General features: G+C 64.9%; 11 protein-coding genes. 3 read left to right on the top strand and 8 right to left on the bottom strand.

Features of this window, described 5'->3' with window-relative positions:
* Positions 1 to 7 precede the first annotated feature (7 nt).
* The 3 genes from AC1DXS_RS08075 (at position 8) to AC1DXS_RS08085 (ending at position 4,221) form a co-directional block, all read left to right on the top strand.
* Entirely contained in the window at positions 8 to 598 is a 591-nt protein-coding gene (locus AC1DXS_RS08075; protein WP_477736996.1) for an MFS transporter, read from the top strand.
* Entirely contained in the window at positions 595 to 2,433 is a 1,839-nt protein-coding gene (lpdA, locus tag AC1DXS_RS08080) for a dihydrolipoyl dehydrogenase (RefSeq protein WP_477736997.1), read from the top strand. The genes AC1DXS_RS08075 and lpdA overlap by 4 nt, the downstream gene beginning before the upstream one ends.
* 360 nt (positions 2,434 to 2,793) lie before the next feature.
* On the top strand, positions 2,794 to 4,221 hold the full coding sequence (locus AC1DXS_RS08085; RefSeq protein ID WP_477736998.1) for a reverse transcriptase family protein: 1,428 nt from the start codon (positions 2,794 to 2,796) through the stop codon (positions 4,219 to 4,221).
* On the opposite strand, the gene soxA is transcribed toward AC1DXS_RS08085, so the two are convergent.
* The 8 genes from soxA to AC1DXS_RS08125 form a co-directional block, all read right to left on the bottom strand.
* Positions 4,218 to 4,994 (bottom strand): sulfur oxidation c-type cytochrome SoxA, encoded by a 777-nt coding sequence (soxA, locus tag AC1DXS_RS08090; protein ID WP_477736999.1) that lies wholly within the window; start codon positions 4,992 to 4,994, stop codon positions 4,218 to 4,220. The genes AC1DXS_RS08085 and soxA overlap by 4 nt on opposite strands.
* Complete coding sequence (gene soxZ / locus AC1DXS_RS08095; RefSeq protein ID WP_477737000.1) at positions 4,991 to 5,314, bottom strand: thiosulfate oxidation carrier complex protein SoxZ; 324 nt, start codon at positions 5,312 to 5,314, stop codon at positions 4,991 to 4,993. The genes soxA and soxZ overlap by 4 nt, the downstream gene beginning before the upstream one ends.
* Before the next feature lie 177 nt (positions 5,315 to 5,491).
* Positions 5,492 to 5,968: a SoxY-related AACIE arm protein gene (locus AC1DXS_RS08100; protein WP_477737001.1), complete on the bottom strand. Its 477-nt coding sequence runs from the start codon at positions 5,966 to 5,968 to the stop codon at positions 5,492 to 5,494.
* A 7-nt stretch (positions 5,969 to 5,975) separates the two neighbouring features.
* Complete coding sequence (gene soxX / locus AC1DXS_RS08105) at positions 5,976 to 6,431, bottom strand: sulfur oxidation c-type cytochrome SoxX (RefSeq protein ID WP_477737002.1); 456 nt, start codon at positions 6,429 to 6,431, stop codon at positions 5,976 to 5,978.
* On the bottom strand, positions 6,428 to 8,644 hold the full coding sequence (locus AC1DXS_RS08110) for a xanthine dehydrogenase family protein molybdopterin-binding subunit (protein WP_477737003.1): 2,217 nt from the start codon (positions 8,642 to 8,644) through the stop codon (positions 6,428 to 6,430). Before AC1DXS_RS08110 ends, soxX begins: the two co-directional genes overlap by 4 nt.
* Complete coding sequence (locus AC1DXS_RS08115; RefSeq protein ID WP_477737004.1) at positions 8,641 to 9,144, bottom strand: (2Fe-2S)-binding protein; 504 nt, start codon at positions 9,142 to 9,144, stop codon at positions 8,641 to 8,643. Before AC1DXS_RS08115 ends, AC1DXS_RS08110 begins: the two co-directional genes overlap by 4 nt.
* 437 nt (positions 9,145 to 9,581) lie before the next feature.
* Complete coding sequence (locus AC1DXS_RS08120; protein ID WP_477737005.1) at positions 9,582 to 10,694, bottom strand: winged helix DNA-binding domain-containing protein; 1,113 nt, start codon at positions 10,692 to 10,694, stop codon at positions 9,582 to 9,584.
* 2 nt (positions 10,695 to 10,696) lie between these two features.
* Positions 10,697 to 11,608, bottom strand: a complete 912-nt coding sequence (locus AC1DXS_RS08125; protein ID WP_477737006.1) for a glycosyltransferase family protein — start codon at positions 11,606 to 11,608, stop codon at positions 10,697 to 10,699.
* Positions 11,609 to 11,686: the final 78 nt, after the last annotated feature.

The raw sequence follows: 11,686 nt of genomic DNA on the forward strand, positions 1-11,686 counted from the left end.
GCGAATCATGACAACGCTAGTAGTCGTCAAAAAGGCGGGGCAGGTTGCCATCGCCGCCGACACGCTGGTCACCTTCGGCGACACCAGCCTGGGCCATCGATACGAGGCCAACAGCAAGATCTTCAAGGTCGACACGCCGGCAGGCATGAGCTACATCGGCATGGCCGGCACGGTGGCGCATTTCCCGGTGCTGCGCAAGGCCATGTCGGCCCTGCCCAAGGACCAGCTCAAGCTGGGCTCGCGCGACGAGGTGTTCGACACCTTCGTGAAGCTGCACCCGCTGCTCAAGGAAACGTTTTTCCTGCAGACCAAGGAAGACGACAACGACCCTTATGAGTCCAGCCAGTTCACCGTCGTCATCGCCAATGCCAGCGGCATCTACGGCCTTTACAGCTACCGCGAAGTCTTCGAGTTCAAGGAATTCTGGGGCATAGGCTCTGGCCGCAGCTTCGCGCTGGGCGCCATGCACGCCGCCTGGGACAAGGCCAAGACCGCGCGCGAAGTGGCCATGGCCGGCCTCAATGCGGGCTGCGAGTTCGACAAGAACTCCGCCGGACCCGTCGACATATTCACCCTTAAATTGAAAGCCTCCAAATGAGCGCATCCAGCCTGGTAGACATCAAGGTGCCGGACATTGGCGATTTTGACGAAGTGTCCGTGATTGAAGTGCTGGTCAAGGCCGGCGACACCATCAAGGCCGAGCAAAGCCTGATCACCGTGGAAAGCGACAAGGCCTCGATGGAGATTCCATCCTCCGCCGCTGGCGTGGTCAAGGAAGTCAAGGTCAAGCTGGGCGACAAGGTCAAGCAAGGTTCCGTCGTGCTGACGCTGGAAGCGTCCGGTGTCGCCGCCGCCGCCACTCCGGCGCCTTCGCCTGCGCCAGAGAAGAAAGCTGCTCCCGCTCCGGCCGCAGCCGCACCTGCCGCACCCGCCCCAACGGCCGCCAGCTTCAGCGGCTCCGCAGATCTTGATTGCGACGTGCTGGTGCTGGGCGCCGGCCCCGGCGGCTACTCGGCCGCCTTCCGCGCCGCCGACCTGGGCCTGAAGGTCGTGCTGGTCGAGCGTTACGCCACGCTGGGTGGCGTCTGCCTCAACGTCGGTTGCATTCCCTCCAAGGCGCTGCTGCACGTGGCCGCCGTGATGGACGAGGTCAAGCATTTCGACAGCCTGGGCGTGAGTTTTGGTGAACCCAAGCTCGACATCAACAAACTGCGCACGCACAAGGAAAAAGTCGTCGGCAAGCTCACCGGCGGTCTCACGGCCATGGCCAAGATGCGCAAGGTCACCACCGTGCGCGGTGTAGGCCAGTTTGTCGGCGCCCATCACCTCGAGGTTGAAGAAACCAGCGGCGCCCAAGGCCAGGAAAAAACCGGCAAAAAACAAACCATCGCCTTCAAGAACTGCATCATCGCGGCGGGTTCACAAGCCGTGCGCCTGCCTTTCATGCCGGACGATCCTCGCGTGGTGGACAGCACCGGCGCACTGGCGCTCAAAGAGGTGCCCAAGCGCATGTTGATCCTGGGCGGCGGCATCATAGGCCTGGAAATGGGCACCGTGTATTCCACCCTGGGCGCGCGCCTGGACGTGGTCGAGATGATGGACGGCCTGATGCAGGGCGCCGACCGCGACCTGGTCAAGGTCTGGCAGAAGATGAATGCGCCGCGTTTTGACAACATCATGCTCAAGACCAAAACCGTGGGCGCCAAGGCGACCAAGGCCGGTATAGAGGTCAGCTTCGAAGGCGAGGGCGCCCCGGCGCCGCAGACCTACGACCTGGTGCTGCAGGCCGTGGGCCGCACACCCAACGGCAAGAAGATCGCGGCCGAGAAGGCCGGCATCAGCGTGAGCGACCGCGGCTTTATTCCCGTCGACATCCAGATGCGCACCAATGTGCCCCACATCTTCGCCATCGGCGACATCGTGGGCCAGCCCATGCTGGCGCACAAGGCCGTGCACGAAGCGCACGTGGCCGCCGAAGTTATCGCCGGTGAACTGCAGGGCAACAAGGAACTGGCCAGCGCCGCCTTCAACGCCCGCGTGATCCCCAGCGTGGCCTACACCGACCCCGAAATCGCCTGGGTGGGCCTCACCGAGGACCAGGCCAAGGCGCAGGGCATCAAGGTCAAAAAGGGCTTGTTCCCCTGGACGGCCTCCGGCCGCGCCATCGCCAACGGCCGCGACGAAGGCTTCACCAAGCTGCTGTTTGACGATAGTCCTGAAGCCCACGGCCACGGCAAGATCCTGGGCGGCGGCATTGTCGGCACGCACGCCGGCGACATGATCGGCGAGATCGCGCTGGCGATTGAAATGGGCGCCGACGCGGTCGATATCGGCAAGACCATACACCCGCATCCCACGCTGGGCGAAAGCATGGGCATGGCCGCGGAAGTGGCGCACGGCAGCTGCACTGACTTGCCGCCGGCGCGCAAATAAGTCGTACCAGGGCCTGTCCCAAGCCCGGACCTTGATGGGTTCGGGCTTTTTTTTGCCTGGGCCTTCAATGCCCGTAATGAACACGCCTGAGACCGGCGACCAAAGCATTCTTGTGTTGTTTTGCCGTCGTCGAAGCGATCAATAGTCGCTGCTTGCCGTGGCAATCCCCTTAGAATTTCCGCGACGCCAGCATTCCAAGTGTTGCGAGCGGGACGTGATTCGTTGCTGCCTGTCCGCACCATGGGGTACCCCCATGGTTGTTTTGTACTTTGCGATTTCGGCGCGTGAGCGGCCTGCGCATTCTGCGCACCCAGCTCACGCAGGACCTGCTGGTTGGGATGCAGGCGTCAACCCAATTCCATGCGCGAAGCCAACTCCCGACATCTGATTGCACGCGGCCTGGCTCGCGCACTGCTCGCCGACGCGGACAGGCCGGGAGGCACCGCATTGCGTGCCCTTCAGGCCAGGGCTGAGGCAGCGCTCGGACAGCGCCCCGCGTGGCTTCGGGAGTTGCTTGAACCCTTGGTCCTGCTGTCGACTATCACCTGGCAAAAATTTGACATCACCTCGCTTGCGCGGCGGCTCGAGGCCTCACATGCCTTTGACCTGGCCTTTGGGAAAGAGGACGACGAAGACGAAGAGACCGGCGACACCGGTGATGCGCACAGCTTGCCGCAGAACGATGAGCGGGATGATGCTGAACCGCAAAAGCCACCGCGCATTCGCCGGCTGATTCTGCGGCCACCGGTGATGCGGCCCCGGCCTATGGGGCTGGAAGCCTGCGTCTTGCCTGATATCACCACGGATGCTGATCTAATGCGCTGGCTCCAGCTTTCGCGCGAGCAACTGCGCTGGCTGGCGCCGGCGACACCGCCGGTAGTTGAGCACTACCGTTACACCCTGCAGGCCAAACAGACGGGTGGCCTGCGCCTGCTCGAGACGCCCAAGGCGGGACTCAAGCGTGTGCAGCGCCACATCCTGCAAACGCTGCTAAGCCAGGTGCCTGTGCATGAAGCCGCGCATGGCTTTAGCGTCGGCCGTTCGGTCAAGACCCATGCGGCGGCTCATGTCGGGCAAGCTGTGGTCATTCGTTTTGATTTGCGCGATTTCTTTGGCAGTGTAGGGGCAGCCCAAGTCAACGCCGTCTGGCGCACCTTGGGTTATCCCGAAGGTATCGCGCGAAGCCTCACCACACTCTGCACACATCGTACGGCGAAGATGGTTGTTGAGCGTTTGCGCGACGACGGTGGGCTTGACTGGATAGGCGCCAAGCGCCTGGGCTCAGCGCATCTGCCGCAGGGCGCGCCGACCTCGCCGGCATTGGCAAACCTTTGTGCTTTCAATCTCGATTTACGGCTTGAAGGGTTGGCCTGGGTGTTCGGCGCGAGTTATACGCGTTATGCCGATGACCTTGTATTTTCGGGTCCGGAATCGCTGCGCCGGCAGTTTCGCGCCTTGCACGCCTGGGTCGCAGAAATCGTCCGGGAGGAAGGTTTTACCCTGCACCAGGACAAGACGCGCTGCCTGCCCGGGCATCAACGCCAGCGTGTGACCGGCGTCGTGGTCAACGTCCGCCCGAATGTGCCGCGAGACGATTTTGATCGGCTTAAAGCGTGTTTGCATCAAAGTGTGCTGCACGGGCCGGCATCGCAAAACGTGGACCGGCTTGCTGATTTCCGCTCGCACCTGCTGGGCAAGATCGGCTGGGTCGGGCAGTTCAGTACGACGCGTCAGGTCAGACTTATGCATCTGTTTGAGCAGATCGACTGGCGGGCTGAGCCCCTCTAGGGCCGCACGCCCGGCGCCTCCATGGCCATGCCTTTGGCGCGTGTCTTGAGGTAGAGCTCCAGCTCGACCAGTTCCTGCGCGCCATAGGCAAAGGGCTCGGCGCGCACGCCGCTCATGCAGCCGCGCAGGCGGCGCTGCAGCGAGCCCATGGCCTGCCATTCGAGGCGGTATACCGGGTAGCCGGTAGGGTGCGCTTCGGGGATCAGGCTGCCGGCCAGGCGTTTGCCGGGCAGGCTGTCGTGGCATTGCGCGCAGGACAGGTTGAGTTGCCCGATACGTTGCGCGAACAACTGCTGGCCGCGTTGCCGGAACGGGTCCAGTCTGGCATCGTCGGGCGGTGCCAGCGGCAGGCCGCGCGACTGCAGCGCGACATAGGCTTCCAGGCCCAGCAAGTCCTGGCTCTCGGGGCGCAGCGGCGAGGCCTGCTGGTGCTGCTGGCGGCACTGGTTGATGCGTTGGCTCAATGTGATGGGGCGGCCCAGTCCGGTGTCAAACGCCGGGTAGCGTGCCGCCACGCCGCGCATGCTGCTTTGCGCCGCCGCGTGGCAGCTGATGCAGGCCTTGCCGCTGACGCCTGCCGGCTGCTTCCATAGCGCCTCGCCGTCCTGGACCCACAGCATGCCGGGATTGAGCGCGTCATCCTTCTGCATGGCCTGGGTGGCGGCGCCCATGTCTTCAAAGCCCGAGCGGCGTGTGTCCTTGCCGGCAGTGTTTTGCGCGCAGGCATTTCCAAGGGATAAAGACAGCAGAAGGCAAACCAGAATGCGCGTCATGCCGTGACGGCCAGCTGGATGCTTTCCGCCTGCGAAAAACCGTTGTCGCCTTCCCAACTGAGCACCAGCGTGCCGCTCTCGGTGGCCAGGGTATGGAAGGCGATATAGGGATTGGCCGAGACGGCCGAAAACAGCTCGGCGCTGAAGACCAGTTCGCCGTTGTAGCGGCAGCTGAAGCTCTGGATGATGTTGCGCGGCAAGACCTTGCCGTCTTCGCCGGCGCGAAAACCGGTTTCCATCGGGTGGCCTATGGTGGCGCGTATCTCGATGACTTCACCACGCCTGGCGGTGGAAGGGGCGTTGATCAGGGTGCGGGCCATGTCAGCAACGCCTGTAAGAGTCACTCTGCCCATCATTAGGCAGGCAGATAGAAGTTAGAGAAGACCAAGCTGGGGCCGCGGAACCGGCTTTGCCGGGCCGCAGGCGCAGCGGCCCCTTTCGTCGTGAAAGGGGCAGGGAGAAGCCGTAGGCTACACGAAGTGAGCGACCGTGGGGGCTCATGTATCGCCTTCAATGCAGGCGGCTAGCGTGACGATGACATTCACCGTATGCGACCAGTAGCTGCCGTCGCTCATCTGCGCGACGGCGACGAGCTGCTGCGAGGTGGCCAGCCGTATGCGTGTCGTCACAGCGGCCTTGCCGGCGCGCGGCCCCAGCGTGAAGCGGGCGACGTCGCGCTGGGGATTTTTTTCGTTGAAGACGGCGATGCTTTTCACGTGGTCGGCGGCGGTCATGGGGCTGTCCACCGTGACGGTGATGGGCACCACATTGCCGTTGTCGACCAGTTCGGCTACGTCAAGCTTGACCTTGCCCGCACGCGCCGGCGCACCCTGGGTGTAAGCCGCTACGGCCACCGCCAGGTCGCCCGCAGCAGCGGATGCGGGGCGCAGCACCACCGCCATGGCCAGGCCGGTGGCGCCCGCCAGGATGTGGCGCCGGCGCGGCAGGGCGAGTGGGTGCATGGGCAGCGTCATGGCCGTCTCAGTTCCGCAGCGTGCTCAGGTAAGCCACGACGTCTTCAATCTGCTGTGGGGCCATGATGGGTTTGCCCTGCCAGGCTGTGCCCACGCGCACCAGGCCCTCGCTGCGGTAGTAGGCGGGCATGATGCTGGCCGGGTTCAGGCGTTGCGCATCGGCGATGCGCAGGCGCAGCTGGCCTTCGCTCCAGCGCGAACCCGCGCCTGCCAGGTCGGGCGCCAGGCTGCCCTGGAAGCGCTCTTCGGGAATGGGGCCGGTATGGCACAGCAGGCACAGGCCGTGCTGTCGGCTTGCAACAATGGCGCGGCCGCGCGCCGGATCGCCCGGTGTGCTTGTCAGCGCTTGCGGGATGGCATCGCCGACGACCTGCAACGGTGGCGATGGCTGCTGTTGTTGCGACAGGCTGGCCCAGGGCGCCACCATCATCATCCCGCCGGCGATGGCGCCTTGCCAGTTCATGCTTTCTTGAGGTCGTGGTTTTTCAGCGGCAACTCGCGTATGCGTTTGCCTGTCGCCGCGAACACGGCGTTGAGCACCGCTGGCGCGGCGACCGCAATGGTCGGCTCACCGACGCCGCCCCAGAATCCGCCCGAGGCCACGATGATGGTTTCTACCGCGGGCATATGCTGCATTTGCACCACGGGGTAGGTGCTGAAGTTGTCCTGCTCCATCCGGCCGTCTTTTTGCGTGCATTCGCCGAACAAGGCGGCGGACAGGCCGTAGGCGAATGAACCCTCCACCTGCGCCTCGATCTGCTGCGGATTGACCGCATAGCCGGGGTCGGTGGCCGCCACGATGCGGTGGACCTTGAGCTCCCCGTCCTTGCTGACCGACACTTCGGCGCAGGCCGCCACATAGCTGCCGAAGCCCATGGTCTGGGCCAGGCCGCGGTAGACCTTCTGGCCGCCCACGTCGGGCGGCGGTACGTTCCACTTGACGCGCTCGGCCACGGCATTGAGCACCGCCAGGTGCTTGGGATGGCTGCCCATGAGCTTGCGGCGCAGGGCCAGCGGGTCCTGCTTGGTGGCAAACGCGATCTCGTCGATAAAAGATTCGAGGTAAATCGTGTTCTGGTTCAGGTTCACGCCGCGCCAGAAGCCCGGCGGCACGCTGGGGTTGCGCATCGCATGGTCTATCAGCAGGTTGGGGAAGCTGTAGCCTATGGAGGCCTCAGGACCCGGTGCGTTGAGGCCCTGGAACTGCACCGGGTCCAGCCCGTTGCGGATGTTCTGCGGCGCCACGCCGGCCAGGATGGACTGGCCCGAAATGCGCATGTGCAGTGCCGTGACATTGCCCTGCGCGTCCAGCCCTGCCTGCAGCTTGCACTGCGTGACCGGGTGGTAGCGGCCGTGCAGCATGTCTTCCTCTCGCGACCACAGCAGCTTCACCGGCACGCCCGGCATCTGCTTGGCGATGTCCACGGCCTGGCGCACCCAGTCGTGCACCGCGCCGCGCCGCCCGAAGCCGCCGCCGAGGTGAATTTTGTAGACCTCGCATTTGGCGACCGGCAGCCCTGCAGCTTCAGAGGCGGCGGCCAGCGCCGCCTCGCCGTTCTGGGTCGGCGTCCAGACCTCGCAGCGCTCGGGCGTCCAGCGCGCCGTGGCGTTCATGGGCTCCATGGTCGCGTGGTTCTGGTGCGGGTAGGCGTACACCGCCTCGATGCGCCTGGCCGCCGAGGCCAGTGCGGCCTTGGCGTCGCCGTTCTGGTTGCCGACGGCAGCATCGTTCGCGTCCAGCCCGGCCTTGAGCATCTGGGCCACGCTGGCGCTGGAGTTGGCGACATTCGGGCCGTAGTCCCATTCGATGGGTAGCGCGTCCAGCGCGGTCTTGGCGCGCCACCAGGTGTCGGCCACGACGGCGACCGCGCTGTCCCCGACCGCCAGCACCTTCTTCACGCCGGGGCGTTTTTCGATCGCGGCGGCATTGAAGCTCTTGACCTTGCCGCCAAACACCGGGCAGTCCTTGATGGCCGCGTTGAGCATGCCGGGCAGCTTGAGGTCGGCGCCGTAGACCTGCTTGCCCGTGACCTTGTCCTGCGTGTCCAGGCGCGCCAGGCGCTTGCCCACGAGCTTCCAGTCTTTCGGGTCCTTGAGCGTGACTTCGGCCGGCGGTGCCAGCCTGGACGCCGCGACCGCGACCTTGCCGTAGCTCATGCTGCGGCCGCTTGGCGTGTGCGTGATGAGGCTGTTGGCCGCGCGGCATTCGGACACCGGCACCTTCCATTCATCGGCCGCGGCCTGCACCAGCATCATGCGCGCGGTGGCGCCGCCCTTGCGCACATAGTCGTGTGATTCGCGTATGCCGCGGCTGCCGCCGGTGGAAAAATTGCCCCAGGCCCGGTTGCGCGCGAGGTTTTGCCCCGGTGTTGGGTATTCGGTGCTCACCTTGGCCCAGTCGCATTCCAGCTCTTCGGCCACGAGCTGCGCCAGGCCGGTCAGGCTGCCCTGGCCCATTTCAGAGCGCGCGATGCGGATGACCACCGTGTCGTCGGGACGCACCACCACCCAGGCGTTGATCTCCTGGGTGTCGGCGCCCTGGGCCGCGGCCATGCCGGCGAAGGGAATGTGGAAGGCGACCACCAGGCCGGCGGATGCGCTCGAGGCCAGGAAGCGGCGGCGCGACAGCCGGGGCGATGCAGGAGCGGAAGAGGAGGGCAGGGTGGTGGTGCTCATGTCGTGCTCCCGTCGGTGTGCTGGATGGCGAGCGCCGCGCTCTTGGTGTTGCCGCCTGAGGCGACAACCTTGATGGCGGCGCGTATGCGGTTGTAAGTACCGCAGCGGCAGATATTGGTCATGGCCTCGTTGATGTCGGCGTCCGTCGGGTTGGGCTTGGCCTTGAGCAGCGCCGCCGCCGCCATCACCATGCCGCACTGGCAGTAGCCGCACTGCGGCACGTCCAGCGCGACCCAGGCTTTTTGCACCGGGTGCGAGCCGTCGGGCGACAGGCCTTCGATGGTCACGATTTTTTCGGCCGCGCCGACGGTGGACACCGGCCGCACGCAACTTCGTGTGGGCACGCCGTCGATGTGCACGGTGCAGGCACCGCAGGCCGCGATGCCGCAGCCGTATTTGGTGCCGGTCAGCCCGAGCTGCTCGCGCAGGACCCACAGCAGCGGTGTGTCGTCCTCCACTTCAAACTCACGCACGGTACCGTTGACGTTCAGTTTTGCCATGGATGCGCTCCTCACTATTCAAAGAATGAAAGAACCAGGGTGGGCCGGAAGACTAGGGCCTGTTAACGCTATTGATGCAAGATGCGTTGCGAGTCAAAAAGGCCTTGAGCAAGGCGCAAAATGCAGGCGGGGTAGACCCCGTCAAGGCTTTGCAACGCCGCGCAGGGCCTTTTTGATCGCAACCCGGAGGGAATGGGGCGAAAACGGCGCCACTCCGCGTTGCGCTCCTAGCGCAGACACCCGGTCTGCGCGTCGTCGCACGCCTTGATTGGCGCCGTTTTCACCCCATTCGCATTTGCATCAATAGCGTTAGCAGGCCCAGGCGATAGTAGCGCCGGCGCATGTCGAATGCACCAGGGGCTTCTATACCTGAGTAATGTGCTGACCTGTGATGGCAGAGAAAAGTTCGACCGGGTAAACCCTTGTGATGAAGGGTGTCAGCTGACTTCCGCGAGCGGCAAGCCCATAAAGGCCGCATAGCGCTGCGCGGCCAGCCGCAGCGCACCGGCACTGCCGCGCGGCAACGGCGCGAAGGGCGCGGTGTTGATGCTGAGCGCGGTTTTCTTGATTTCCACTTGCCAGGTGCCGGCCACACATCCGCCGACCAGCAGGGCCGGGCGAAACAGGCCGTTCGGTGTCATGAGCTTGCCGGCATGCACGGGGTCGACGATGGCTTTGCGATCGGTGTAGCCCAGCACGTACTCGTCAAAACCCGCCAACAACTGCACCGCCGGCTGTGCGAGCACGGGTGTGACCGGTGTACGTTTGGCCCACCACACAGTGTCGCCCTCAAACAGTGCATGCGTGAGTTTGGGCCCGGCCATCTCCAGCGCCGCCCTGGCTTCGCCGGCCGCCAGCCCGGACCACCACGTGAAGTCCGCCAGTGTGGCGGGACCGTGGCTCGCAAAATAACGTTGCGCGAGTTTTTTCAGCGCGTCTTCATGGGGCAACTCGGGTTGCGGCGGCAACCACTCATCGAGCAGTGCATAGCGGGCCTGCTTGCCCCGCGGATCGCCGAGGCAGATCAAGCCCGTTTGCGCCGCGCGGTACAGGATGCGCCCGCCACGATGGCCCTCGGTGTCTATGCGGCGGCGCGCGAGTAACGTGAAAAGTTCCTCGCGCGTCAACTGCTGGCCGCCTTGCAGGCATTGACGAATGGCCGGCAGGATTTTGCGGAAGGCGGCTTCATCGAGATTTACTTCGCGATAGGCGGCCGCGGTGCGGGTGAGCAAGGCCGGCGCGGCCAGCGCCAGCAGCCAGCGCAGGTCGGCCGCGGCCGCCAGGTGCAGGGTGCCGCGCAAGACCCAGCTGCGTACCACCTTGCGCTGCGCCAGCGCCTCTTCAACCGACGCGTCGGTGGTGGCGGCATCGTGCGGCATGCGCGATGCGACGGCCCAGCGCGCATGAGCATATTCCTGCGCCTGCACAGCGCCCATCCATTGCACGGCCTGGTCGATCCGCTTGAAGCCGGCTGGCTTGGACGGTGTGGCAGCGAGGCGGTGGCTGGCCAGCCGCAGCGCGATCAGCTCTTGCCGTGATATCTCCGCCATGCTCAGGCAATGCTTTCAATCATCGCCAGCATGCGGCTTTGCCAGGCTGCCGGCGAGAAGCGCTCGCGCAGCAGCATTTGCGATGCGCGCACCATGGCTTCGCGCCGCGGCACATCGGCCAGCAGTTCCGCGCAAGCCTGCGGCAGGTCTTCAAGTTCCGCCAGCACCATGTGCTCGCCGGGAACGATGCCGAAATCTTCCCAGCCTTCAAAACTGTCGGAGACCACCGCCGTGCCGGCCGCCCAGGCTTCAAAGGTGCGGAACTGATCGAAGTAGCGCAGTTCGGCATCGGCATGCACGTTAAGGCAGATGCGCGCGCCCGCGCGGCAGGCGTCGCGCGCCGCGCCCCAGAGGCCGCTCCAGATGAACTCGGCCTTCAGCGGCGCTGGGCTGGCGAGGAACAGGCGCTCGGCTTCGCGCCGCCTGGCCGTGTCGCCGCCCAGCATGACGATGTCCCGCGTCCTGTCCGTTTCAGTCAGTGGCGCGCGCAACTGCCTGTCGGCCACGAGGTAGGGCAGGCGAAAGGTTTTGAGCGCCGGGAAATGCTGCGCGAGGTAGCGCTCCATGGACGCATCCATGGCCATCACGGCATGCAGGCTCGGCGCGATGGCATCGAACAGTTCGGCCTTGTACCGGTGCACGGTGGCCGATGCGTTGCGCGTCAGCGGGTCGAACATCCAGAGCACATGCTTGCCGTGCCGCGGCATGCCGTGCTTCGCAAAGCGCTCAAAGGCGTAGATGCCGGCGACCAGCAGGTTGACGTCGCAAGGGCCCACATCGGGCAGTGGCGCATCGGTGCTGTTGCCCATGTCAATGAACTCGACCTCGTGCCCGGCCTGCAGGAGAACGTCCATCCACAGGCGGATGGCGCGGCCGAACAGCGTGTCAATGTCGGTGTAGAGATGGATTTGCAATGCGGGTCTCGTTCTGCTTGTTTGCCTTCGCCGTTTAGGCAGTGAACAGGTTCTTATAGCGCAATTTTGCGGCGTGGC

This window comes from Polaromonas sp. P3_B1, from assembly GCF_056402935.1.